The organism is Kangiella spongicola (assembly GCF_003194565.2).
Classification (GTDB): Bacteria; Pseudomonadota; Gammaproteobacteria; order Enterobacterales; family Kangiellaceae; genus Kangiella; species Kangiella spongicola.
The window spans coordinates 303,006-329,217 of sequence record NZ_QICH01000001.1; the positions used below are offsets into that span (position 1 = coordinate 303,006).

Genomic DNA, 26,212 nt, shown 5'->3' on the forward strand with positions numbered 1-26,212 from the left:
TTGAGAATGGAGCTTGAGAATGGAGCTTGAGAATGGAGCTTGAGAATTGAACTGGGGATGATAAAACTGCAAGAGCCGGAGTACCCTTGCAGTTTTAAGGTCAAAACTCGTTATTTTGGAATGCTGTATTGCAGTGTCGCTGTTGCTGAACCACTGTAACTATAGACGTACCAACGGTAATAACCCGCAGAGCCATTGTACTCAATGGTTTCATGGTTACTTGGCGTGTAGCTCGAGTCTACAGTTACCCACTGACGACCGTTCCACTTCTGGAAGTAGAGGTCAAAGTCAGTATTGCTGCTACTGCTACTTAATTGAGCTTTGTGTGTGCCTGATTTTGCGTAGTAATAACCATAGTTATTTCTCGGGAAAATTGTGCTGTAACGGCTATACACATAGGCCGACTCTGTATAGTCATAATCGTCACCACCATCGTCCTCGCCATACTCCGCGATAATACTCACGTTTCTGCTAGTCGCTTCTGCAGTCAGCATAATATAATAAGTCCCTCGCTGAGCATCTGCGAAGCTACAAGTTTCGCTATTACTGCCCGCACTTTCGCTAGCACAATCATGATTATTTTGATCAGCTCGACCTTCGTAGGTGACATATAGACTGACATCACCGCTACCGCCAGAAGTGCGAATAGTTAGATTCTTATCATTATTAGGAATGACAATTTTATAAGGTTGTGACTTACCCGCTTCGAGTGACGCTAGGGTTTCAGACTTACCCTTTTCTAACTCAATAACTTCAACAGGATCATCACCACCATCGTCATCGCCTTCACGGAACGCAGCAACAATCGCTCGCGTGTCATTTAAGCGGCGCGCATTGTTATGATAAGCAGTGCCCGTTGGAACGCCTCGATAGGTAATATCAGGATTTGAAAAGTTATTAATCACTGGACACCAGTTACACGAGCTGCCGTAAGCCATAATGGTGTGATAATTATTACTTAAGATATGTCCATAGTTGTACTGGTATGGTCCAGGTGTTCCACCAGCATTCGCCTCATCATGTTGAAGCCCCATGTTGTGACCAAACTCATGCGCCACAGTCCAACCGCCCAGACAGTTACGACGTGTCACTTGGAATCCGCGCGATGCAAAATTCGGGCTTGGGTTCGCCATGTACCAACCTAAACCACATAAGTTTCCTGGGTTCTCAACGAGGAAACCAACCAAATCTGCGCCATACTGGTTTCTAAGGCTAGCAACTCCTGAGTTGTTGGTTACCCAGTCCAAATCTGTATAGCCACTACCAGTTTCCGTGTATGCTACTTCGCCGGTATAGACCAAAGTTACATTCGCATCAACTTGGCTATTGGATAAAGAAAGATTCATTTGATCGACTGACTGCTGTGCTAGCGCTCTAATGTTACTCCCTGAGCCTGCACCATATTTGGCAGCCGATGTATAAATCAACATCACATCTACATTACTCGTAGCGTTCACTGAATCAGCAGTATCAAACTGCGAGACAAGCTGCGAAGAGAAATCATGCTCATACTCTAGTCCGCTGTCCTTTCCACCACCACAGGCATACTTACGCCCAAGAATAGGCTCTACTATAGAAATACCATCGCTTTTAGGCGTAATTTTATAGCTTTGTTCGCCCAGCATAATAATTCCCGCGAAAGCTGTGCCGTCTGCGGTATTAAAAGCGACTTGGTAGTCTGGCTGGCCTTTGACATAACCAAATAGTGAATAACTTTCACCGAAGTTATCATTCGCTCGATTAATGACGATGTCTTGAATACTACCGTCTGGTAGGCTGACTTGGAACTCAACCGGCTGCTGGTTGGCCGTATTCAATTCTGAGTCTTGGACTGCTTGATACTGCTGATCAAGGAATGACATGTCCACTCTAACAGTCATCGCAGCGTGGCTTTTGACGTGTGACTTTTGATCGTCGGCAAAAACTGTACTGTGTTGATGATAATCTATTGGCTCGAATTAGTCGGCAGCTTGCACATTAGCAGCCGCCAATAAGCCACTGACAAATATTAGTTTTTTCATAATTTACCCCTCAAATTTATTGTAATAAGCACAAGCGGCAAATCTGCGCCTATGCACTGTTTATTATAAACAAAGGGAACTCAAGACCATCTCAGATTTATTCGTAAAAACTTAAGCGCACTAACTATTTCCCTATAGTGTACGCTGGTTTTAAGTTTCGAAAATTAGTTATATGAACTTACGCAGCCCATCCAAGCTCATGCGCTTTAGCGGCAGCCTTTTTAGGGATATCTTGCTCAACAAAATGATAATGCAGCAGTTGGACGCCAAGAACATGGTTCAACAGCGCATCCATCTGCACTTTATGATCTCGTGGCACACTAGGATCAGCATGACTATCGATCATCTGCTTCAAGGCGTCATAATCGATTAGGCCCGCTTCTTTAATCCTTTTCTCGTTAGCAAACTCTTCCATCAGTTCCATTAAAGCATTCCATTTCTTTTCGTCGGTGTGTGCCGGTGGCGCCATAAAGGCGAATTTTTGACGCTTATAAAGTGTTTCTGGAAGCAAACCTTTCATCGCTTCTTTGAGCACATACTTCTCGACTGGACCTTTAATTCGCATCTGTGGCGGAATATTTACCGCGTAATCTGCTAAGTAGTGATCAAGAAACGGCGGACGCGCTTCCATCGAGTTTGCCATGTCGACTCTATCACCGCCCCAAGTGAGGATCTGCCCCTCAAGCATAGTTTTGATCCAAACGTATTGCGCTTTATCGAGTGGGTGACGCCCTTCTAGCTGAGATTCATCAAACTGCTCAGCTATCGCGCGACCAGCATCATAGCTTTTTATGTTTGCTTGGTGATCTTTACTCATCAAGTCACGCGCAAAGCCGTCGCAGCCCATCCAGCTTTGGATACAAGTTGGTGTAAAGCCGACTTTTTGATTAATGGCTTCTGAGTTAAATTCTTCCCGAGGCAACATAGCGCCTTTAAAGAGTTCATTTGATTCGGCCAAAGTGGACTGCAAATCAGTTCTTAAGTTGTCGGGCAAGTCTGATAAGCCATAAAGGAACATATCCTTACGGAAAGCCGGATACCCCGCAAACAACTCGTCACTGCCCTCACCTGTCAGCACCACTTTGTAACCCTGCTCACGAACCTTCTGGCTCATCAGTAGCTTGGCAACGCCTAGGGTGTTATAAATCGTGCGCTCGGTGTGCCAAATAGTTCGTTCAAAATGATCATACAAGTGCTCCGCAGACAAAGGCAGAATAATCTGCTCCGCTCCCGTCATCTCCGCCATTTCAGTAGCAATCGGCGTTTCATCATAATCCGCGTCATCAAAACCAATGGTAAAAGCTTTAACCGGATCTTGTCGCACCGATGCAGAAAGCCCTAAAATTGAGCAAGAGTCGATACCGCCAGAAAGGTAGGCTCCAACGGGAACATCCGCGTTTAGGCGTAAATGTACCGCTTCAAGCAACTGCTCGCGCACCCCTTCGATATATTCTTCTTCGTCTTTTACATTAAGGTGTGCTTCGGCTTGTGGAAAGTTTATGTCCCAATACTTATGTTGCTCAATATTGAGCTTACCGTCTTTGCGCTGAATTTTAATCCAGTGACCAGGGGGAACTTGGTTGATTCCTTTAAAAGCTGTAGAGCCGGGTACCATGACCTGAATGAGCTGGTGATACAAGCCTTCAGAGTCGATTTCTCGCTTCACCTCAGGATGCGCAAAAAGCACTTTTAATTCCGAACCGAAAACAACGCCATGTTCGGTTTCAGTCCAATACAAAGGCTTAATTCCAAACCGATCGCGCACTAAGTACATGGTTTCTTCTTCACGATCATAAATTGAAAACGCAAACTCACCACGCAATTGCTCAACGGTTTTTTCGATGCCGTAATGAGGATACATTTGTAAAACTAATTCTGAATCGCTTTTAGTGCCAAAGCGTGCACCCTGCGCGGTCATCGAGGCTCGGATACGCTGAAAATCATAGAACTCACCGTTATGCACCATCATGTAGCGGCCATCACTGCTCACATGCGGTTGGCGGCCACGTTCTTCATCTAAGTCAATGATCGTTAATCGCGCATGACTCAAGCCAACACCAGCACCTTGTGGATTGTGATAACCAAAATTATCAGGCCCACGATGGTATTGAATCGCTGCCATATTAACTAAAGTTTGCGAATCTATTGCTCGGTTTTTATCGTTATGAATCACACCCGCGATTCCGCACATACACTAAATCTCCTCGGATTTTAGTTACAATAAGGGTTTATAAAGTTCTCAGTTACACTACGTCTAAGACACGCTCTGTACGCTCAACCATGCACGTCAGTAGTGCCATTCTTAAGAACACAGCGCCCCTAGCCTGAGAGAAATACCAATTATGGGGTGTTTCATCCAAATCTGTGGACAACTCATCGCCCCTGGCGAGAGGGTGCAAAATAATGGCATCTTTTTTTAGCGGCGAGTCTTTATCCAGCTTGAACTTAGTGCCATGTTCTTCGTAAGAGTCGCCAACCCATGCAATAGCGTTGATATAAACCACGTCTAGCGTTGGTAATATATCGTCTAGCGTTCGACTAACGGTTAAATTTAGTCCCTTAGCTTCAAGTTTTTCACGCTGGCCTGGCGTAAAGATTTCATCTTCATCACTATCATGAATCAGCACCACTTCTGCAAAGATATCTGGAAATAGCGCAAACAGCTTCAACAAGCTACGCACAGTACGCATAAAGCTCGGCACACCAATGACACCAATTTTGATTTTAGTGCCATTGTTTTCGAGTAGCTCCGGCTTCCACTTGAAAATGGTATACAGATCCGCCATCGCTTGCGTTGGATGCTCTCGCGTTCCGTTGCCGGCATTAATAATTGGAATACGCAGTGTCGAAGTCATTTCTGTGACTGAGTCTTCGTTACTTTCACGCAAAACCACGCAGTCGCCGTAGTTATTAAACATTTCACCAACATCGGCGAGCGATTCGCCTTTTGCGATCCCTGTTGTGGCGCGATCGGTAATCGACATTATGTCACCACCCAAACGGTGCCAAGCACTTTCAAAAGATAAGCGAGTTCTTGTGCTAGGTTCATAGAAAGCGCTAATTAAGATTTTTCCTTTTAAGGGATTACTGTAGCGCTGAGGGTTACTTTCGTACTTGCTCGCCAAGCGAAACAGCTGCAATATCGTGTCAGCTTCAAACTGCTCCGCCGACACAATATGTTGGTTAGATAAAACTTGTAGCTTATCGCCATCTTCTTGAATTCGTTTCAATAAAGCTTTCGGGTGCGCATCACCAAATACATCAGGTTTAATACGTGAAAACTTCATGCTGTCATCAACCATTGGATTCACCATAGTTCTTCTTTTAACCAGTCCTTGATTAATAAAATAATTAAAATCACTGGCGATAAACAGGTCACTGCCATCGCCGCTAATACTAATGCTTCTAATGTTTCTAGAGAAATAATCACTGCGTTTTCTCCATGCTCTTAAGTCTTTGCCAATCGAAGTTGTCGTTCTTCACCAGCAGTCCGATCATGCAAATAACGAATGACACGATGCAGCTAAACAAAGCGGCTACATAAAAACCGATAGTGTGATACCCGATCAATCCGCTGACAGTTCCTAGCACTAACGCTGCGGTTACAAAATCTCCAGACATTCGGCGCTGGTACAAACCAAGAACAATCGGCCAAATCGTGCTAGCAACGAAAGCGCCCGTGAAATTTAGCAAAGCACCTAACGTAGTTATTTTAGGCAAACACAGCAGCCAAGTGACAAAACCAAGTCCCAGAATGACTAATTTGCTGATGCGGTGTAATGTTTTTTTATCTGCCTTTTTATTGATTAAACCGTTATAAATATCTCTAGTGACTAAATCACTAGTCGCAGCAAGCAGTGAATCCAAACTCGACGCTAACGCTGAAAAGACGACAATAAATACAAAGATAGCACCGATATCACCGAGTAAGTTGGCCGCAACCATAGGGCCAACCATGTCGCTTGAGTCGGGATACAAACCTAAAACGGGTGCAGACAGCGCAATAAAGCCTGCCACAATTGGAATCGGTAGCCATAAAAAACCAGACATGAAATAGGCTTTTCTGCCGATGCCTGGACGGAATGCCAAGGCTCGTGACCACCAGACATTCGAATGAAAAATTTCACCTAAACCAAAGAAGATATTATTGAACAGGAACATCATTGCCGCAGGGAAAAGAAGATTCAGTAATTCAGGGTGATGCTCTTTGTTATAGTCGTAAACCTTTTCGAGGCCTACCGTTTGGTAACACACAAAGCCGATGATTAAGACACCGACAATAATGATAATGGTTTGGACATAGTCGGTAGCGATAACCGCTCGAAGCCCTCCGAGCAAGGTATAGCCAACGCAGATGGCCAGAATTACTGTCATTCCAAGGTGATAACTTAAACCGCTTAAGGTATTGAGTAAGACTCCACCAGCCATTCCTAAGCTCACCAACCAGCCCATGGCGTAACAGAAAGAAACCACCAAAAATGCTATCCAAGCGGTTTTACCGTAGCGCACACGAATGAAATCACCACAGGTGTAACCTTCCGGCATAAGTTCTTTAATTCGCTTTGCCATTGGCGCGAATAGAATCAACCCAAGCGCCGCTAACGAATAGCCAACCATGCCCCATACACCAAGCTCGTAAGTCAGCTGTGGCGCAACTAAAGTCGTATTACTCGTTATCCAGGTTGCCATTGCGGTGGCGCCAGCAAAGGCTAAACCAACGTTTCGCCCTGCCAACATGAAGTCATCAAGTGACTTATTTTTTCGCCCCAACCACCAACCAAAAAATATCCACACTGCGCCAAAAACAACAAGTATTACCAGCGCGGTTGTAATTGAGATCGGGTTATAGTCCATAGTTATGCTTCTTCTTTATGTCGGAAAACATTAGCCATCATGTAACCAATAAGAATTAAGAATAATGTGGCGCCTGAAATAAAAACTAACCACACGTTAAACATGGAGTGATGATTTACTGTTAATTCGACTGAGTTACTGACCGCTTGATCATTAGCATCAAACAATCGTGCGTAATAAACGCCATCGGAGAAACCGGTTAAGCTTATCGCGCGCTGAGTATTGTGAATTTTTATTGAATGGCTAACGTTGGAAAACGTTGATTCGCTAGAAATCTTTAGGCGTGTTGCATAGTGTTGATCATTATCAAGAAGTGCCTCTTTTATTGCTGAAGATTCACCTCCACTGTCACCCTCTAAAGCTTGCTGTTTAGAAGCGTGCGTTTCCTTCTCTGTGGGCCACTCTAAATTAAAGTGACCGGCTGTAATTACCTCGTCCTTACCGTCCTTCAGCTGCAAATGTAATGAACATTGTTGTCCGTTACATAGACTGCCAGCTACCCCGCCACTTAACGTCAGCAGGAGCAGGAAGACCGGTACCATGTACTTGGTCATAACCTAAGGTTGCTGTCTCTGCGAAAGACAACCCACCTTAGCAAAGCTTTGAAATTAGATCAAACACGTGGTTATAATTTAGACAAAGCTCACCAACGACAAGGAAACATTATCTCTTCAATCAATATAGAACGAATTGAAAATGATTTATATGAATTATCAAAGTTTGGCTTCAATGAAAAAGACAAAGGTATTTATCGCCAAGGTTTGACAGAAATTGATATGGAAGCCCGACAATGGATGATGCGAAAATTTAAAGACGCAGGGCTCACAACACACATGGATGGCGCCGGCAACGTCTGTGGCCGTTTGGGTGATCCGGACAAGCCAGCAGTCCTCGTAGGTTCGCACCTCGACTCAGTACCCGCTGGCGGGATGTTTGACGGTACTTTAGGCGTCGTTGCAGGTTTAGAATGCATCCGCGTTATCCAAGAAAATAATATCGACGTCAATTGCCCGATTGAAATCATCGGAACCAGTGAAGAAGAAGGCCGCTTTGGTGGCATGCTTGGTGCGCAGGCATTAAGCGGTAACTTAACTTTAGATTGGTTAGAGTCAGCGCGCGATCCTAAAGGCGAGTATTTAAAAGATGCGCTAGAAAAATGTGGTTTAAATGTCCATGATACCTTGCGTGCACGTCGCGATCCTTCGAGCATGAAAGCATTCCTTGAACTGCATATTGAACAAGGTCCTGTACTCGAAAACTCTAATAAGTGCATCGGAGTGGTCGATGGAATTTCTGGTGTTTTTAAATGGTTAGTGAAATTAAAGGGTAAAGCCGATCACGCCGGAACTGCACCGATGGATATGCGCAGTGATGCGTTCATGGGGCTCGCCGATTTTGCTCATGAGATTAGTCGTATTATTGACGAGGAAGGCACTGATAAAAGTCGCATTACTATCGGTCGGGTCGATTTAAAGCCGGGTTATGCCCACACCATTCCAGGTGAAGCACACTTTACTATTGTCGGCCGTGATATGCAGGAAGATGTCATGCATCAATTAGCCAACAGTTGTCGCAAGGTTCTATCTTCTATCGCTCGTAAGCACAAACTTTACTTTGAGTATGAGCAAATGAGTTGGCTCGAACCTAAACACTTTAATCCCGAAGTTGTGGATTTAATTGAAGAAGAAGTTAAAGCTCTGGATTATTCATACATGAGGATGCCCAGTGGCGCCGGCCATGATATTCAGTTCTTTACCGATCTCACGCCAACAGGATTAATTTTTATTCCGAGCGTCGGTGGCGTCAGTCACGCTCCTGACGAATGGTCGCACTGGGACGACGTGGAAAAAGGTACTCAAGTTTTACTCAATACACTATTACGATTAGCACAATAAGTGCAATGCTAGAATCATGCATAAAAAATAGGGGCCTGTGGCCCCTATTTATTTTCAACAAAGATTTTATAAGCAAGATTTATGGTTTATAAAGTTAAGCGACCTTTTCGCTTTTCTCTGACTGATGTTCAATGGTTTTTGTATCCGCTTGACCAATTGAAATCTTCTTAGGCTTCATAGCCTCAGGGATTTCTTTAACCAAGTTAATCGTTAAAAGACCATTGCTCATGTTTGCGTCAGTCACTTCCACATAATCTGCTAAATTGAACTTGCGCTCGAAGGCTCTGTTGGCAATGCCTTGGTGCAAGAAATTGCGCTCTTTATCAGTGTCGGCTTTACGACCACGCACTGTTAAAACGCCTTTTTCTGTCTGGATATCCAGCTCATCGCGCTCAAATCCAGCAACAGCGATAGTAATTGCATATTCGTTTTCATCGAGAATTTCGATGTCGTAAGGTGGGTAACCACCTGAAGATTGCTCACCGCGTAAGGTATTATCTAACAATGACGCTAAGCGATCAAAGCCAACACTACTACGGTATAAAGGTGTTAAATCGATTCTGTTCATAAGGTATATCCTCCATTAGAAGCAATATAAAATGTTGATATTACGGCGTTAATCTCTCAGAGACTTAACGCTCATAACCTATATAAGAACGAATCAATTTTTTTCAAGGGTTGTTAATATTTATGTATTAATACACCTACAAAAAAGCCACCCGAAGGTGGCTTAGATTTGAAACTTAACAGTTTATTTTAATCACCGATATGTTCTTCTAAGAAATCAAAGATTTGCTCGAATGACTCTACACGGTATTCAACCTTTTGGAAACCGTGGCCATCTTCTCTGTAATAAGTCTTAACCTCTTTTCCTTCTTTCTTTAGTGCTTCTTCCATAACATAAGCATTGTCGATTGGTACACGAACGTCATCTTCGCCGTGGATCAAAAATACAGGTACTTTGACCTTATCAGCATTAAAAGCAGGAGAACGAGCCTCTAATACTTCTTTATCTGTAGAGCCGAAAGACTGAACGATATAACTATTCTTGTAGGCTGTGGAAGCATTGCGGAATGAATCAGCTTTATCCCACTGAAGTTCAATATCATAAAGCCCCGCTTCAGGGATAACACACTGATACAGGTCAGGGTGGCGCACTGCCGCATGCATCGAAGCGTAACCGCCATAACTGATGCCATGCATACAGATACGATCTTTATCTGCAAAACCTTGCTTTATAGCCCAAAGGGTTGCATCAGCGAGGTCATCTTGCATCTTCTCGCCCCACTCGCCATAACCCGCTTCTTGGAAGTCTTTGCCGTAGTTACCCGAGCCACGATAGTTTAACTGCATCACTAGGTAACCTCGATTCGCCAATAACTGAGCACGCCAGTCAAAGCCCCAATGATCAGTTGCGCCATAAGGGCCACCATGTGGGAAAACGACCATAGGAAGACCTTTCAACTCTTTACCATTTGGGATCGTCAATTGACCATACATTTTTAAGCCATCTCGAGCTTGCATAACGAAAGGTTCCACAAAAGACATTGAATTTGGCTTTATATGAGGCATCGAACTAGCGATATATTCTGCTTTGTTGTTTTCACGATTAAATAAGTAAAAATCACCTGGATTCCTATCGCTAGAAACTCTAACTACTGTTAGTTTTCCGTCATCACTATAGTTACTAATCGAAATGTCAGAACCTTTAAAGCTGGCTCGTAAAGATTTATGAAAACTAACTTCTTCCTTAGTGTCTGTATCCTCTAAATAATAATAGGTCGGGTAACCAGGCTCTACATAAACACCGATAACTTCCCCTTTAGCTCCCCTTATGGCACCTTGAATATCTACATCTGGGTGCCTATATAGCTTCTTTATCTGCTGCGTTTCAATATCAAGCACAAAAAAGCCAGTCACACCGTCATGATCTAAGTCATGGTTTGAAGCAAAGTAAAACTTATTATTTTTTTTATTGAATCCTAAAGGATAAACATTAGGGATATCGTCTCTTTGCTTTGGTAACTGTAGCACCATCCATTCGTCGAACTTATTTTTAATGTGTAACCTACTGACATCATCTGAGCTATCATCTTCATCTTGCTGATCATACTCCATGGCAACTCTAGGCACATCATTCAAATCTACACTGATAGAAAATATCCCTGCATTCTCCCCTACGGCTTTAGGCGAGTCTGGAGCATAATCTAGCTTACCTTTGTACACATCAAGGTAATGCAGTTTTACATCTTCGTCTTGCCAGTGAGACTTTGTTACCAAAACCTTTTCTTTATCATTATCTAATGTAGAAATTATTCTTATGCCAGAGCGCTGAAAGTCCCAAAGCTCTTTTCTTTTACTACCGTCAATATTACCTGCCATCAACCTGTAATTCTTTTTGGCACCATCAAGCCATCCCGTTATATTCCCAGCCAACAATACTACTCGCTCATCATTAGCCCAATAAAAATAAACCACTTCCCTCTCTGGGCCTACATCAAAGGATGTTAATAATTCTTTTTTCGTAAGGCTCATAATACCAAGCTTTACTTCTGTACCTTCTTCAAAGGTAAAGGCAAGATGCTCTCCATTGGGTGATATTCTAGTAGACTTAAATTGTGATTTTTTGGCAAAGTCTTCTATCGGAATGAATTTAGACTGCGCAATGGTTGAGAAAGCCATCAAAATGCCAAGCAGGAAAATGGTTATTTTTTTCATGTAAAATCCTTTCTAATAATAAGTTTTTCAGTAGTTTAAACGATGATAAGCGCTAGTTTTAGTGTTTTTTTGTAGCAAGCTTCTTTAGCAATAAACCCACGGCGAAGTAGCCAAATGTTGCTGTTATATGTGTAGCTGAGCCCATTCCTACGTCACACGCCATACGCAAGGCTCTATCCGAGTCGGGCTTTTGGTGAGTTATGCCCCCATCAGGTAAAGGGTAAGCTAGTTGCTCTGTGGAATAGACGCAAGGAACCTGATATTTGCGCTTTAGATTACTGGAAAATCCGAAGTCATAGCGCAAAATGGAACGTGTTTTGGCAAGCAAGGGGTCATTATGGGTCCGTGTAATATCCGCCACAGTAATTTGCTGTGGGTCGACTTGGCCTCCTGCACCACCAATACAAACGATTGGTATTTTGTTGCGCTTACAATGACGAATTAAGGCTGCTTTACTTCGAGCGCTGTCAATCGCATCGACCACGTAATCAAACTTGGTGTCTATCAACTCACGGGTATTTTCTGGCTTCAATAAATCTTCGACTACAGTGACTTCACAATCAGGATTAATATCGGCAATGCGCTCGACTAAAACATCACATTTCCCCTTACCAACTGTACTCCCAAGCGCCACTAGCTGACGGTTAATATTACTTTCGCTCACTTCGTCAGGGTCAATCATGGTGATTTTACCGATTCCAGAGCGAGCCAGCGCCTCAACCACCCAAGAGCCAACACCACCTACGCCAATAACGCACACATGAGATTCTTTAAATACATTAAGCGCAGCTTGCCCATACAGCCTCGCTATACCACCAAATCGTTCGTCCACATTAATTTATCAGTCAATAAAGATGTCACAATTATAGCAATTCATTCGTCTGGAAGTTAGAACAGTTGATAAGTTAGGTATTTTTTACCCATAAAAAGCTATAAAATAGCACCAAATATAAATAGAGGATATCCCCCATGAAATTACAGACAACACTTATCGCTAGTGCCATCTTAGCGGCATCAGGCACTGCAAGCGCTGACTTTATTGGCATCTATGCTGGTGCAGAGCGCTGGAATTATGATCTAGACGGTTATGTTAACTCTGGCGATCAAAACGTTGATTTAAACCAAGACCTTGGATTTAAAGACAGCGATGACAATACCTATTACGTTGCTTTCGAGCATCCAATACCGTTTTTGCCGAATATAAAAGTACAGCAAAATAACTTAGAAGGTAGCGCAGTTGGTAATGCATCAAAGACTTTCACCTTCGATGGTGTTGTCTTCGCAGAAGGTAGCGAATTAACTTCAGGCTATGATTTTTCACATACTGATTACACATTATATTACGAGCTACTCGACAACTGGGTGAATTTAGACCTAGGTTTAACGGCAAAAGAGTTTGATGGTTTCACTGAAATCAACTACACCGCGACCACTGGCGTAGTTGGCTCACGCTTAAACTTTAAAGGCACGGTACCAACAATCTATGGTAAAGCTCAGTTCGACTTACCATTCACTGGCCTTAGAACTGGCGCCATCGTAAACATTGGTGAGAAGTCTGGTGATAAAATCTCAGACATTAAAGCTTATGTTGCTTACGAGGGTGACAGTGGCTTTGGAGTGGAGCTAGGCTACCGCACATTTGACGTAGAGTTTGATAACTTTGACTCACTAGCTAGTGACATCAAGATCGACGGCATCTATGCAGGCTTTACGCTACACCTGTAACCGTATGTTGAGCAAAACCCTAAAAGGCGCTTCATGGCGCCTTTTTTATTGCTCCCTACTCAGCCTTCGCTCTCGATAGAATAAAGCTAGTATTAATAAAAAGGCAGGGATTCCTAACGAAGCTGCGTAGGTGAAAAACATGGGATAGCCCCAATTTTCGATGTTCACCCCACTGAAACCGCCTAAGATTTTTCCTGTTAAAGTCATCAAAGATGTATAAAGTGCAAACTGTGTGGCCGTAAACTCTTGGTTAATGAGCGTTGCAAAGTAAGCCATCAATACCCCCATCGAAAAACCACCAGCCATGTTGTCCGCACTTATCACAGAAATTAAGAAACCCACGTCTTTTGGTTGAGTCGCCATATAAGCAAACAAAAGGTTGGTTAATATCACTAGGACAATGCCCCATAAAAGGCACCACAGAATTTTCACTTTATTGACCACATAGCCGCCAATGAAAGCACCTAAAATAGTCATTATGACGCCGTATATCTTTGAGTAGTCTGCTATCTCATCCTTGGTAAAGCCCATGTCGTCGTAAAATACGTTAGTCATAACCCCAAGAACAATATCGCTAACTCTAAAAGATAGAATAAAGGCTATGATTACCAAGCCCCACCATTTGTAACGCTTGAAAAAATCAACAAATGGCGATAACACGGCTTTTACAAAATACTGAAAAGCGGTTGATGACTCTATTTTGTGTTTTAGCCTGATCTTATCTTTAGCTAAAGGTTGCAGTACTGTTTCAGTGATCTCCTTCTCGAGATCAGTTTCGCCGAGAACTTGCTTTTTATGTGGTGGCTCCGGCGATAGTAAGCCTCCAATAATACCAACGCCCATACAAAGCGCCATAACTTGGTAACTAGTTGACCAGTCAAAGTTAGCGGCTAACTTCAAAGCGCCGGCTCCGGCGACAATCATTCCCAACCTATACCCCATAATATAAGTTGCTGCCGCTGCACCTTGTTTTTTATCATCGTTTGACTCTACCCGAAAAGCATCTATCACTATGTCTTGGGTTGCAGACAAAAACGCTGTTATTAAAGCGAATATAACCAACCGTTGAGTATGTGTGCCGGCGTCAGTCTGAGAAATCATGTATAGACCAATCGCGATCCCAACCTGTGCAAACAGGAGCCATCCTTTTCGCTTTCCCAATAAGCGACTGAGTATGGGCAGCTTAAAATTATCAACAACAGGCGACCAAAGAACTTTGATGGAGTATGCTAAACCTATCCACGAAGCGAAGCCTATTTCGCTTTTTGAAATACCGGCGTCTTTAAGCAGTAAGGAGAGAGTTCCTAAAACCAATAACAAAGGAAGACCAGCCGAAAACCCAAGGAACAACATCCTAAAGACCTCAGGCTGAAAGTAGACAAAGTTTCGAATACTGTTCAGGAGTTTTTTTCTTGTTAAAATCACTATAAGATAATTCTCAATTCATTAATGATGGTACATCATGATTTCTATTCTTGGTGCTGGCGCGGTTGGCCAGTTGTTAGCTCATAAACTAACCGAAGCGTCTATCGATTGCCAGTTAATTGTCAGAGCCGAAAACAATGCTCGCTCAAGCCTATGGTGTCTGCATGACCAAGAGCAACAAATTTACCATGAAATTCCCCCTATAACCGCCTCTGAATGTGATGAATTAGGGCAAGTTTGGCTTTGCGTCAAGTCTCACCAGTTAGAAACAGCTCTAGAGTCCATTAGCCACGCTATCAGCGATACCACTAAAATAGTCCTGTTTCAAAACGGTATGGGGCATGAGCAAATAGCGTTACGTTTTGTAAACCCAGTACAAATCTATTTCGCTAGCAATACCCACGGCGCTTTTACCTCAGAAACAAACACCGTTCATTATGCAGGGCGCGGCTCTGTTACCTTTGGTAGTTTTCATACCACCGAGCCATCAGACTTTTTAAGCTCGAATGTTCTAGAAGCAGTCAATGGTCAGTGGCACTCAGATATTAAAACCGTTCTCTGGCAAAAGCTGTTTATTAATGCAGTAATTAATCCTTTAACCGCTATTTACCAGTGCAAAAACGGGGCTTTGCTTGATCATGACAAGAAACCAGCAGTGTTAGCCCTCATCAATGAGAATCAACGTCTAGCTGACATCCTCGACTTAAACTTTGAGCAAGCCATAAAAGATATTACGCTAAAGGTTATCCAAGCCACAGCAGCTAATAACTCTTCGATGTTACAAGATATTCAGCAGGGCAATATTACTGAGATCAACGCCATTAACGGTTATTTGCTGGATCAAGCCGCGAAAATTGGCGCGCAAGTTCCACATAATTGGCAACTGTGGAGTCAGTTTCATATAGCCCACCCTCCACTTAAGTCTGTGGCGCAACAGCGCGCTAAAGAGCTAGACACACTCAGTTATCAAGTGACCCAGCAACATGGCACTGAGCCACCTTTTTCAGGCGCATACAATTTGCATCAAGAAAAAGGCATTTATCATTGCGTCTGTTGTGAGTCGCCACTTTTTCGTCATGACTCTAAATTTGACGCAGGGTGTGGCTGGCCAAGCTTCGATCGAGCGCAGGACAATAAAGCCATCGCTTATAAACAAGACCACAGCCATGGTATGACTCGCACAGAAATCCTCTGTGCCCAGTGTGGCTCACACCTTGGTCATGTTTTTGACGACGGCCCCACAGTAACCGGTCAGCGCTTTTGCGTAAACTCAGTAAGCCTTAACTTTAAACAGGACGACTCATGACAGCCAAACTCATAACTTTTGCTACTATTCTTGGAACTATTGCTGCGTGCACAAGCCCTCATAACGATAATAGCGAGTCAGAAAACAGTCGCTTCGCTCAGCACATGGATGCCTCAGGCCCAATGACTATAGACGAGTTGCAAAGCCAGTATCCAGTGTTTGCAGTTAAAAGAAATAGTCCTTTAAATAGCGAGGCGCTCGAGCAACTAAATGCGGTAACTACCCCAACTCAAATCACTGCGTACCTTGGTACTTGGTGTCACGATAGCCAGCGTGAGATCCCAAGACTGATCCAGCTTAAAAAAGCACTTAGTAACCCCAATATACAACTGCAACTGATCACTCTAGATAGACAAAAGTCGGATAGTGAAGGGCTGGCTAAAAAAGCAGATGTGAAATATACGCCAACGATAATCGTCTACCAAAACCAAGAAGAGCTCGGGCGAATTGTTGAAAGTACCTCAGAACCCATAGAGATAGAGCTACTGGATATTATCAATAAGAACTAGTGACTCAGATTCTTTCCAAAGGAAGCGCCACTTCGCACCCAAGGAGAAATTCTCGGCTGGCGCTTTTTTAATTCTGCTGCGGCATTTTCAGCCTCTAATCGGCTGTTAAAACCAAGCAATGCCACGGTAAAATAGTGCTTTCCTTTAACGAGAGTTTTAAAAACCTGCCCTTGGTTTATGGCTTTTACAAGCCACTCGGCAGAACTCTCTGTACTGTATGCCGCTAGCTGCACAACCCAAGGCGAAATGTCTGTACTTGAGATCTGTGTGTCTTTAGCACTGATTGGCTCTTGAATAACTGCGGTGTCAGTAGGCGCTACTAGGGAAGTTTCTGTCGATGACTGGGTTGTAAATTCGGCTGAAAGCTCGGCAGAAATATTACTCGGTTTACTTGCAGGCTCCGGCGGGACATCACTATTTTTCGGCTCGCTCGTCGCTAATTCCTGCAGCTCAGCGCTCCCTTCTTCTAATTCTGCGAATTTTACGGGCTTCTCTGTACCGACTTCATTAACGCTTTCTTCTTGAGGTATATTGCCTACTGTCCACTTCGATTCAGTCTCTGCGGGCTTTGCTGGAGCCAACTGCTTAAAGCTTGTATCGTCTTTCTCACACAGCCATTCCTCTGACTGTTGGGGCACACAGAACCACTGTTTATCTTGCTCAGTAAGCTTTAGAGCACCCTTATTGCTGACACAACCAGTAAGCCCAAAGATGATACTTATGGTAATCAAGCAAAGAGTTTTTGACTGAGTATATCCCATGAATTCCTTAATGAAATGAATGACATAAAGCCGAAAGCATGAACTAACGCCTTCGAAGTTTAGCTTACCACTGGAGCTGTTAGTCAAACAAGCTTTCTTCTAAAGGCTCTTTTTTAAGGTAGTGTTCAAGGTGGCCTTGGTAATACTCCACAAGTTTTGGAGTACAGTTTTCGCATTCGCTGGATTTAGCGAGCTCGATGACTTTTTGTTGCACCTCTACCGCTAATTCATACTGACCGTTGGCCGCATAGGCTGCCGCTAATGTATCGAGATAGCCATGACTCTTGGGGTATTTTTTTACCACTTTTAAGGCCAGTTCGACTGCCCCAGCCGGATCATACAATTCACTTTCGCGTGCCAATGCTTTAATCCAAGCTAAGTTATTCATGGCTCTATGGTTATTTTGTTTAACCGCCATTTGATACCAGTAGCTGGCCTCATTCGGGCTTGGTTTTTGCTTTGCGCTACCGAATAGAAAGACATTACCCATCCAATATTGCGCAACATCATCCCCCGCTTCTGCATACTGTTGCATTCGCTGTAATGCTTGAGCAGTTATTTCCGAGTCTTCGCCTTCCAAAAGGGCCTTTACAGTTTGGTGGAATTCGGCTTTATGAAAACCTGCCTTGGCTGATGCTTCAATTAACGCCTGTCCTTCAGTCTTTTTGCCCTGATCGATATACATTAAACCAAGATAATATTTCGCATCGGCATGATCATGCTCCACTGCTTTTTCGCAATGTTTTACAGCCACTTTATAGCTTTTGGCATTAAAGTGCGTTTCACACAATGCGCCCGACTTGTCGTCCGCGTCACAAGCAACAAGCAGCAAAAAGGCAAAACTCAGCATGATCGCGTTCTTCACAGAAGAGGCAAAATATCGGAGTGATTTCATCAAGGTTTACAATTTTCCCAATAAAGATACCTTTATTATGGTAAAACAATCGGTAAAATGCACCATAATTCAAGTAATAAAGAGGTAATTATGTCAGATAACACTAAAAAGCACGCCGAGCCGTTAAGCCAAAGCGCTCTCGACACGCTATTTAACGACGCGCGTACTTATAACGATTTCGAAGATACAGAAGTTTCAGACGAGCTACTGCACAAGTTACACGATTTGGTGAAAATGGCGCCGACTTCAGCCAACTGCTGCCCCATGCGCGTAGTTTTAGTAAAGAGTGATGAGGCCAAAGCGAAGCTTAAAGACTGTTTAATGGAAGGTAACGTCGATAAAACCATGTCTGCGCCAGTTTGTGCCATCATTGGTATGGATATGGAGTTTTATGAGCATTTACCAAAACTATTCCCACACACGGACGCCAAGAGCTGGTTCGTTGGCAATGACTCTTTTATTGAATCAACAGCATTTCGTAACAGCTCGCTTCAAGGTGGCTACTTCATCATGGCAGCCCGCGCTTTAGGTTTGGATTGTGGCCCTATGTCTGGATTTAGTCCGAAAAAGATTAACGAAGCATTTTTCGCTGGCACTAGCACTAAAGTGAACTTCTTATGCAACCTGGGTTACGGCACCAAGAAAGACCTGTTCCCAAGAAGCCCACGCTTTGATTTTGATGACGTCAACTCAATCGTTTAAAGGTTTGATAAATGGACAATAATAACGAATTTATTCACGAGGACGAACAGAGCCCGAACCCTTACGAGCCTGCACAAAGTCAGACTGTCTCGCCACTTCGCGGCTTTTTCTGGCTAGAGCGCAGTTTAAGCGAGATCTATGCACCACACTTTAAAGTGTGGTTCATAGCCGCGCTAATTTACTCGCTAATGACGACGCTGATCCCTGCTTTATTACCGCCGACAGCATTCCTATTTGCTATCATTAATCCGATGTTAGTTGCCGGTTTATTGCTAGGTGCGCATGCTGTTTACACCAAGCAAAGGAGTGTCAAACCGCTGCAACTATTCGAAGCCTTCAAGCACCCGAATGTCGTTCAGCTTTTGATTTATACGGTTTTAGCCATCCTTTTAGTGGTAGTTGCCGTACTGATACTCATGTCGGTAATTGGCTTTGATACGCTTAACGCTATCGATCTAGTTAGAGTCCAGTCGGGTGACGAAGTTTACGTCACTTCGGTTTTTAAGCAGTTATCGCCAGCTATTCCTTGGGCCGTTTTGTTATTCTTGTTTATTTCTTTAGCCACTTGGTTTGCGGTCAGCTTGATATTGTTTAGCGGGCAGAATGCTCTTGCATCTCTCGGTAATAGTTTATTGGGTGGTCTTAAAAACTTCTTTGCAGTATTAGTGTTTGTATTAACGTTGATTGTCTGCGGTATTGTTATCGTTTTATTATCATCGCTAATAGTAACTATGTTTGGCAGTCTTCTCGCTAACCCTTTCGTTAACTTGATTTTCGATCTGGTTGTTAATGCTCTAGTCATGCCAATATTTATCGGCGTTACTTACATCGCCTATCGTGAGATATTTTTAGGTGATATCACGAAGTCAGAGAATAGCTTATAAACACTAATAGGTATTCGCTGTAGAATAAAAAAGAGGAGCTTCGGCTCCTCTTTTTCATTAACTACAACTTATTATCGTGCTTTAGTCTTTCAAGTGCTCTTCAAACAAGTAGTAAATACGCTTGTACTCATCTAGCCAGCTCGAAGGCTCTTTAAAACCGTGCGGCTCGATTGGATAAATCGCTGTTTCGAAATACTCGGTTTTCTCAAGCTCAATCAAACGCTGAACTAAGCGAACTGTATCTTTAAAGAATACGTTATCATCGACCATGCCGTGTGCGATTAGTAGCGGCTTATTTAGCCCTTCCGCAAACTCAATCGGCGAGCTACGCTCATAGGCCACAGGATCAACCTCTGGTGTATTGAGGATGTTTGACGTGTACGGATGATTGTAATGAACCCAGTCCGTTACAGGACGCAGTGCCGCACCAGCAGCGAACTCGTCAGGCGCTGTAAACAAGCCCATAAAGGTTAGGAAACCGCCGTAAGAACCGCCATAGATACCAACATTTTGGCGATCAACATTAGCGTTCGCCTCCATCCAGTTCGCACCATCAATCAGATCGACCACTTCTGGCGTGCCCATCTTGCGGTAAATCGCCGTTCTCCAATCACGACCATAGCCCGCAGAGCCGCGATAATCGATGTCTAATACCACATAACCTTGCTGGTTCAAGAAGGTATGGAACATGAATTCACGGAAATAATTTGACCAGCCTTGGTGTGCGTTCTGTAGGTAGCCGGCACCGTGAATAAAGATCACCGCTGGGTATTTTTCAGCTTTTTCGGCATCAAAATTTTCTGGCTTATAAAGACGCGCATAAATTGGCTGATCCGCTTCTCGCGAAGGAATCTCAACGTATTCAGGCTTCGACCAGTTAAATGATTTAAACTTTTCTGAGGTTGTAAAAGTCAGTTGTTTCGCATCGCCACCTTTAACAGGCTTTACAAAAAGCTCTGGCGGGCTCAAGGCTTCAGAGTGTGTGATTAGGACTTTAGAGCTATCTGGAGACAGCACATAATCATTCTTACCACCTAAATCCGTCACAGCTTCTGAGTCACCACCATCAGCATCCACACGGTAAACTTCGTAGATACCAGGATGTTTTTTGTTCGCACGGTAATACAAATAATTACTGTTTGGATCTTTTGTCACGCTATCGACAATATAACGCCCTTTGGTTAAAGCGCTTGGTCGTCTGCCTAGCTCTTTCACATAAAGATGACTGTAGCCCGTGTCTTCAGAGGTAAAAAAGATAGTCTCGTTATTAACCCAACCAAAATCGTTGAAGTTCCAGTCGTTAACCCAAGCCAAATCACGCAAGTGATGCTCGGTATTCAATTCTTTATCTTCGGTATCTAGGCTCACTAACCAGCGGTCTTTATTGTCGTCCGAATAAAGCATGATCATCGCTTTATCGCCTTTTGCATTCCACTCGATGCCACGGTTGGCAATCCAATCAAACACGGCAACGCCACGCGGTTTTTTATCCGCTTTATACTTTTCACCATTACGTTTCGCGGTTGCACGCTTAATGTCAGCCAATGGATCGTCGCTTAGCTTTGGTAAGTCATCATACGAAAGCTCAGTTTTTTCACCGCTTACCAAATCCAATAAATAAAGCGTTTCATGACGAGGGATATAAGTTCCAACTAAAGGACGAACCGTTTCATTTTTAACGTAACCATCTTCGGTGACAAAGCGTGGCATATTGTCGCTACGGCCTTTTTTGTCAGACTTTTCATAAGTCCCCACCACTACGAATTGGCCGTTTGGCGAGAGACTTAGAGTATGAATTTCTTTTTTGCCTAAATACCAAGGGTCACTAACGGCGCGCGGACTGCTTGCTTTGATTTCTTTGTGGCGCTTTTTATTATGAGCACGGTTTTCTTGCTTTAAACGGACATAATCAAAGTAACGCGTTTGCTGCTTTTCTAAGTAACCAGGTTTCTTTTCTTTCGCAGGATCATCTTTAAGGCGAATATCGGCAATTTGTGTCACGAGGCCAGTAGCTAGGTCGATGCTGTAAAACGAATTACCTTTGCGATACGCCACTTTGTCATTGCCAATAAACTGTGGAGTCCCTTCATTGGCAAGTGTTTTAGTAAGTTGGCGCACATCACCAGAATCTAGGTACTTAACGTACAGGTCGCCCTGTAAGTTATAAGCCTTCAGCTTTTTGTTCGGGCTCAAAGTCCCACGATTGCTGTCTACTTCGAAAAGGTCAGCATCGCTTACTGTGGTCAACTTGTTATTGGACAAATCTAAACGCCACAATTGACGCTCGCTGAAACCTTTGACTTTTTGACGGTAGTAAATCGCTTGACCATCGTCAGCCCAATAAGGCGACTCTGGAGCATTACCGATCCAATCTGGATTGGCCATAACTTGCTCAAGCGTTAACTCGGTTGTAGATGCTTCTTTGGCTTCGCTACTAGCGGCGAAGGCTAGGCCTGTAGCAATACCAGCTGCCACAAGCCACGATTTGACGGATTGTTTTATAACCACTTAATTACTCCACATTGCAATAAGATGATTCTGTGCCTACTGGGATGCTGTAGGCTTTAGAGCTCGGAAGATAGTCCGCTTCGAGGCCCATGAGCAGTTCAGCAAGAGTAACACTCTCGGCTACAGCTGTAACCCCGAAATGCACGCAATGAATAGCCTTCCAACGAAAACTGACATGCACTTTATACTGGGGAAATACTTTTGGCAAGGCAATAACCAAGACTGATCTTGTCTTAAATATAGCTTCCAGTAATTATGGCTAGAAGGCCGAAATACGCCTAAAGCACCAAGCTAGCCGATGGATTAGCGCCCGCTGGTTTAAAACAAGCTTTAACCATCAAAGCATTGAGATTCGTCGGCACCATGGGTAATATGAGCCGACTCATTAAACAAAGGTAGTACTATGAAAAAAACAACCTTAAGTTTGTCTATCGCTGCGCTGTTGCTATCAGCCTGTGGCGACAACGACACAAACAAGAACCAAGACAGCTCGCAAGCTGTTGATAAAAAAGAACAAACCGTTGAAGTAAGCACCAAGAAAGACAGCGACACGGGAGCTGGTTCTTTCCTTGTTGCTTATAACAATATCGACCTCGATGTGTATAAAGAGCGCGTCAAAACCTTATCGAGCGACGAATTCGAAGGTCGTAGCCCTGCGACAGAAGGTGGTCGTAAAACTTCTGAATACTTGAAAAAGCAGTTTGCAGCCGTTGGCGCGAAGCCTGGTAATGGCGACAGCTATTTCCAACAGGTGCCGCTTATCAGCATCGAAGCAGACTCAAGCATGGAATTGCAATTAGGCGATTCGACTTTGGAATACAGCAAGGATTTTGTTGCTGGGACTTCGCAAACAGTTGAATCTATTAGCTTAGACAACTCAGAGTTGGTATACGTGGGTTATGGCGTGGTTGCTCCAGAATACGACTGGAACGATTACGAAGGCGTTGATATGGAAGGCAAAACTGCTGTAATCCTGATTAACGACCCTGGTTTTGCTCAGCCGGACGCAGGTATCTTTCAAGGCAAAGCCATGACCTATTACGGTCGCTGGACTTATAAATACGAAGAAGCAGCACGCCAAGGTGCGGCTGGTGCCATTATCATCCACGATACAGCTCCTGCTTCTTATGGCTGGAATGTTGTCTCTAGCAGTTGGTCGGGCCCACAATATCACTTACCAAGCACAGGTAATGAGCCTAAGGTCAAAGCTGAGATGTGGATTACTTTAGATCAAGCGCACAACCTATTTAAGCAATCGGGATTAGACTTAGCTGAAATGCAGAAAAAAGCATTAAGCAAAGAGTTTAAGCCAGTGCCTCTAAAAAGCACAGCATCCGTCACAATCAACAACACAATCGAAGAATCGCAATCAGCTAACGTAATCGCGACCATTCCGGGCAAAAAGCGTCCTGACGAGCACGTTATCTATATGGCGCACTGGGATCACCTAGGTTCACGCAAAGGAATCGATGGCGATCATATCTACAATGGTGCAATCGATAACGCAACAGGCACAGCCGGCATTATCAGTATTGCCGAAGCTTTCAGCCAACTAGACGAAGCTCCTGATCGTAGCGTCACTTTTGTCGCGGTAACTGCTGAAGAACAAGGTTTACTAGGTTCAAAGTATTTCGCAGCTAACCCAACAGTGCCATTGAACAAAATTGTAGGTGCTTTCAACATCGACAGTATGAATACTAGCGGTCGTATGAAAGACTTCACCGTCGTTGGTTACCCGAAATCAGAAGTGGAAACCTTCGTTGAGCAAGCGGCTAAGCGCCAAAACCGTGCCTTAAGCCCAGAAAGCGCACCTGAGCGTGGTGGCTATTACCGCTCTGATCACTTCAGCTTAGCGAAGTTTGGTGTGCCAGCTGTTTATGGCGGTGGCGGTACCGAGCTACAAGACGATGCTGATAAAGAAGCAGCCAAAAAGTGGGCTGAAATGCGCGGCAAATGCTACCACGAGCTGTGTGATGAATACCAAGAAGACTGGGTATGGCAGGCAGCTTTAGATGATGTCCAAATCTTCTTTGAAGCTGGCTATTTACTCAGCAACAGCGATCAGTTCCCGAACTGGTACGAAGGCACTGAATTTAAAAGCATTCGTGACGAAAGCTTAAAGCAGTAACCTCAAACTCCCCATGCCGTTTCTCGCGGTGTGGGGATTTTCCCTACTCTCTTCAAACTCCCCCCAAACTCTTCCAATTCTTCTGACACTTAAGAACAACCGTCCTACACCCAAGGCTCAATTACTCTCCAGCTTTACAAAACCTAAGGAATTGGCATAGGATGCTAGTAGGGAGGGCTTGTTATAAAGTCGATATTAGTAACTATTAGTGCAACTATAGGATTGCTATTACTCAGTATTTTTTATGCTGATTGCCTCTATGCAGAAGCTCCCGCCAAATCCCAGCTACCTTTAACGCTAAACAATAACTGGACGCTTTGCGTTAATATAGGCCAAAGCAAAATCGACTGCCAACAACAGCAAACCCTATTCGCCATCGAAAAAACCTTCAACGATTATAACGGCGAAGCCATTTACCACACCAGATTTCAGCTCGACCAGAGTCTCGTTAATAGCGCCCTGTCGCTCTATATCCCACACCTTAGGGATGCAGATAAAGTATTTTTAAACGGGCAGCAAATTGGTCAAACGGGCCAGTTCCCACCAAACTTCCAGAAAGCGACCCTATATTCACGAAGTTATTCGTTACCTAATAATTTACTCCGTTACGGAGCGGAGCAAGACAATAAGATCGTAGTCAGAGTTTTCAATCACGTGCGCCAAGGTGGCTTTAGCGGTCAAGCTCCAACAATAGACACAACTGAAAAAATTAAAGCTCAAGAGCTTGAAGCGGAAAGTCTGCTGATGCTGTTTATTGGCATCATGGTTATTATCGCAACGGTTCAACTATTTTATTTCGCGGCACAGACCGATAGTAAAGATCACCTCTATTTTGGCCTTTTCTGTATCGCCGAAGCGCTCTACATACTGACCTACTCGCAGTTTATTCAAACCACGGGCATCGAGCTTAATACTATTTTTCGATTTAATATCGCCCTGTTCGGTGTCTTAACTTTGCTATTCTTTTTGTTCATGACCTGTTTCTTTAAGTACTGCGTTCACCGCTGGTTTTATTGGTCATTGATTAGTCTACTCACTGTATTCAGTATAATTCCTTTTGTTATTTCGATAGACCATATTTACTCGGTGGTTTACCTCCTACAAATCCTAAGCGCCTTTGTATTAGCACCTTTTTACTTATACCTATTTTACCGTGCTATCAAAGAGAACCTAGCTTACGCAAAGCTCATGGCATGGACCTTAGGGCTTTTTATTTTCGCCGTAATTATCGACTTTTTGGTTGATTTACAAGTGATCCCGCCAGTCATGGGTAAGTTTCAAGGTCTACTATCACCGCTATTTTTAATCGGCATCTTTATCGTTTTAACCCTCATCCTGATCCACAAACACTGGCACTATTATCAGGACGCTACCTATGACTTTCTGACCAATAGCCTAAGACGTTCGGCATTCACCGAGCGACTTAACGAAGAGCTACAGCGAATCCATCGCAATAATGGCACCTTGGTACTGGCGTTACTCGATTTGGATAACTTTAAGCAGATCAACGATAAGTACAATCACATTGTTGGCGATACGATTTTACGCACGGTAGCAAAGCGCGCACATCGAGAACTTCGTGAATTTGACCTACTAGGTAGATATGGTGGCGACGAGTTTATTTTAGCGGCTCAAGTCTCCGACCATCATGATGCGCTTCAGTTTTTGAAGCGAGTTCATACCAGCATTACCGAAACACCAATAACCACCAATGATAAAAAAAGTCTTAAAATTAGTGTGACTATTGGTGGTGTTAGCACAACCACTGGCGACACTAAATCCGCAGAAGAGTTGATCGAAGAAGCCGATGAAATCTTAATTAAAGGAAAAGTTAAACAAAAAGGACGAGTCCACATTTAGCAACTCGCCCTTCTATTAGCC

21 protein-coding genes are annotated in these 26,212 nt (G+C 43.7%); 8 read left to right on the forward strand and 13 right to left on the reverse strand.

Annotated features, from left to right (window positions below):
- Positions 1 to 110: 110 nt before the first annotated feature.
- From DL796_RS01280 to DL796_RS01300, 6 genes are all read right to left on the reverse strand, one after another.
- Positions 111 to 1,862, reverse strand: a complete 1,752-nt coding sequence (locus DL796_RS01280) for a reprolysin-like metallopeptidase (RefSeq protein WP_170114197.1) — start codon at positions 1,860 to 1,862, stop codon at positions 111 to 113.
- Positions 1,863 to 2,199: 337 nt separating this feature from the next.
- Entirely contained in the window at positions 2,200 to 4,212 is a 2,013-nt protein-coding gene (gene asnB / locus DL796_RS01285) for an asparagine synthase (glutamine-hydrolyzing) (protein ID WP_110199212.1), read from the reverse strand.
- Positions 4,213 to 4,264: 52 nt separating this feature from the next.
- Positions 4,265 to 5,323 (reverse strand): aspartate/ornithine carbamoyltransferase family protein, encoded by a 1,059-nt coding sequence (locus DL796_RS01290; RefSeq protein WP_406946418.1) that lies wholly within the window; start codon positions 5,321 to 5,323, stop codon positions 4,265 to 4,267.
- A 5-nt stretch (positions 5,324 to 5,328) separates the two neighbouring features.
- A complete protein-coding gene (locus DL796_RS11740) occupies positions 5,329 to 5,451 on the reverse strand; it encodes a hypothetical protein (protein ID WP_265090336.1) in 123 nt (40 codons plus the stop codon).
- Positions 5,448 to 6,875: a sodium:solute symporter family protein gene (locus tag DL796_RS01295; protein ID WP_110199216.1), complete on the reverse strand. Its 1,428-nt coding sequence runs from the start codon at positions 6,873 to 6,875 to the stop codon at positions 5,448 to 5,450. Before DL796_RS01295 ends, DL796_RS11740 begins: the two co-directional genes overlap by 4 nt.
- A gap of 2 nt (positions 6,876 to 6,877) precedes the next feature.
- Positions 6,878 to 7,429: a hypothetical protein gene (locus DL796_RS01300; RefSeq protein ID WP_110199218.1), complete on the reverse strand. Its 552-nt coding sequence runs from the start codon at positions 7,427 to 7,429 to the stop codon at positions 6,878 to 6,880.
- A gap of 111 nt (positions 7,430 to 7,540) precedes the next feature.
- Here DL796_RS01300 and DL796_RS01305 point away from each other — a divergent pair, with 111 nt between their 5' ends.
- Positions 7,541 to 8,770 carry a Zn-dependent hydrolase gene (locus tag DL796_RS01305; RefSeq protein ID WP_110200679.1) on the forward strand — a complete coding sequence of 410 codons (1,230 nt, stop codon included), beginning with the start codon at positions 7,541 to 7,543 and terminating at the stop codon, positions 8,768 to 8,770.
- A 94-nt stretch (positions 8,771 to 8,864) separates the two neighbouring features.
- On the opposite strand, the gene DL796_RS01310 is transcribed toward DL796_RS01305, so the two are convergent.
- From DL796_RS01310 to tcdA, 3 genes are all read right to left on the reverse strand, one after another.
- Positions 8,865 to 9,338: an Hsp20 family protein gene (locus tag DL796_RS01310; protein ID WP_110199220.1), complete on the reverse strand. Its 474-nt coding sequence runs from the start codon at positions 9,336 to 9,338 to the stop codon at positions 8,865 to 8,867.
- Positions 9,339 to 9,526: 188 nt separating this feature from the next.
- On the reverse strand, positions 9,527 to 11,488 hold the full coding sequence (locus tag DL796_RS01315) for an alpha/beta hydrolase family protein (protein ID WP_110199222.1): 1,962 nt from the start codon (positions 11,486 to 11,488) through the stop codon (positions 9,527 to 9,529).
- Positions 11,489 to 11,546: 58 nt separating this feature from the next.
- Positions 11,547 to 12,320, reverse strand: a complete 774-nt coding sequence (gene tcdA, locus DL796_RS01320; RefSeq protein ID WP_265090338.1) for a tRNA cyclic N6-threonylcarbamoyladenosine(37) synthase TcdA — start codon at positions 12,318 to 12,320, stop codon at positions 11,547 to 11,549.
- A gap of 137 nt (positions 12,321 to 12,457) precedes the next feature.
- Here tcdA and DL796_RS01325 point away from each other — a divergent pair, with 137 nt between their 5' ends.
- Complete coding sequence (locus DL796_RS01325) at positions 12,458 to 13,213, forward strand: TIGR04219 family outer membrane beta-barrel protein (RefSeq protein WP_110199226.1); 756 nt, start codon at positions 12,458 to 12,460, stop codon at positions 13,211 to 13,213.
- 45 nt (positions 13,214 to 13,258) lie between these two features.
- On the opposite strand, the gene DL796_RS01330 is transcribed toward DL796_RS01325, so the two are convergent.
- Positions 13,259 to 14,638: an AmpG family muropeptide MFS transporter gene (locus tag DL796_RS01330; RefSeq protein ID WP_406946415.1), complete on the reverse strand. Its 1,380-nt coding sequence runs from the start codon at positions 14,636 to 14,638 to the stop codon at positions 13,259 to 13,261.
- A gap of 37 nt (positions 14,639 to 14,675) precedes the next feature.
- Between DL796_RS01330 and msrB the strand changes: the two genes are divergently transcribed.
- The gene (msrB, locus tag DL796_RS01335) at positions 14,676 to 15,944 is read left to right on the forward strand and encodes a peptide-methionine (R)-S-oxide reductase MsrB (RefSeq protein ID WP_110199230.1); all 1,269 of its coding nucleotides are present in this window, start codon (positions 14,676 to 14,678) and stop codon (positions 15,942 to 15,944) included.
- Complete coding sequence (locus tag DL796_RS01340) at positions 15,941 to 16,453, forward strand: thioredoxin family protein (protein WP_110199232.1); 513 nt, start codon at positions 15,941 to 15,943, stop codon at positions 16,451 to 16,453. Before msrB ends, DL796_RS01340 begins: the two co-directional genes overlap by 4 nt.
- Here DL796_RS01340 and DL796_RS01345 read toward each other — a convergent pair.
- Together DL796_RS01345 and DL796_RS01350 are read right to left on the reverse strand one after the other, a co-directional pair.
- The gene (locus DL796_RS01345; protein ID WP_146205062.1) at positions 16,450 to 17,214 is read right to left on the reverse strand and encodes an SPOR domain-containing protein; all 765 of its coding nucleotides are present in this window, start codon (positions 17,212 to 17,214) and stop codon (positions 16,450 to 16,452) included. The genes DL796_RS01340 and DL796_RS01345 overlap by 4 nt on opposite strands.
- A gap of 79 nt (positions 17,215 to 17,293) precedes the next feature.
- Positions 17,294 to 18,109 (reverse strand): tetratricopeptide repeat protein, encoded by an 816-nt coding sequence (locus DL796_RS01350; protein ID WP_146205063.1) that lies wholly within the window; start codon positions 18,107 to 18,109, stop codon positions 17,294 to 17,296.
- Positions 18,110 to 18,199: 90 nt separating this feature from the next.
- Here DL796_RS01350 and DL796_RS01355 point away from each other — a divergent pair, with 90 nt between their 5' ends.
- Together DL796_RS01355 and DL796_RS01360 are read left to right on the forward strand one after the other, a co-directional pair.
- Positions 18,200 to 18,811, forward strand: coding sequence for a malonic semialdehyde reductase (locus DL796_RS01355; protein ID WP_110199238.1), 612 nt, complete (start codon positions 18,200 to 18,202; stop codon positions 18,809 to 18,811).
- Positions 18,812 to 18,822: 11 nt separating this feature from the next.
- Positions 18,823 to 19,695 (forward strand): BPSS1780 family membrane protein, encoded by an 873-nt coding sequence (locus DL796_RS01360; protein WP_110199240.1) that lies wholly within the window; start codon positions 18,823 to 18,825, stop codon positions 19,693 to 19,695.
- A gap of 81 nt (positions 19,696 to 19,776) precedes the next feature.
- Here the strand turns inward: DL796_RS01360 and DL796_RS01365 are convergent, their stop codons facing one another.
- The gene (locus DL796_RS01365; protein WP_227592924.1) at positions 19,777 to 22,203 is read right to left on the reverse strand and encodes an alpha/beta hydrolase family protein; all 2,427 of its coding nucleotides are present in this window, start codon (positions 22,201 to 22,203) and stop codon (positions 19,777 to 19,779) included.
- A gap of 403 nt (positions 22,204 to 22,606) precedes the next feature.
- Between DL796_RS01365 and DL796_RS01370 the strand changes: the two genes are divergently transcribed.
- Both DL796_RS01370 and DL796_RS01375 read left to right on the forward strand, forming a co-directional pair.
- Complete coding sequence (locus DL796_RS01370) at positions 22,607 to 24,331, forward strand: M28 family metallopeptidase (protein WP_110199242.1); 1,725 nt, start codon at positions 22,607 to 22,609, stop codon at positions 24,329 to 24,331.
- Between the two features lie 222 nt (positions 24,332 to 24,553).
- Entirely contained in the window at positions 24,554 to 26,191 is a 1,638-nt protein-coding gene (locus tag DL796_RS01375; RefSeq protein ID WP_110199244.1) for a GGDEF domain-containing protein, read from the forward strand.
- Positions 26,192 to 26,212: the final 21 nt, after the last annotated feature.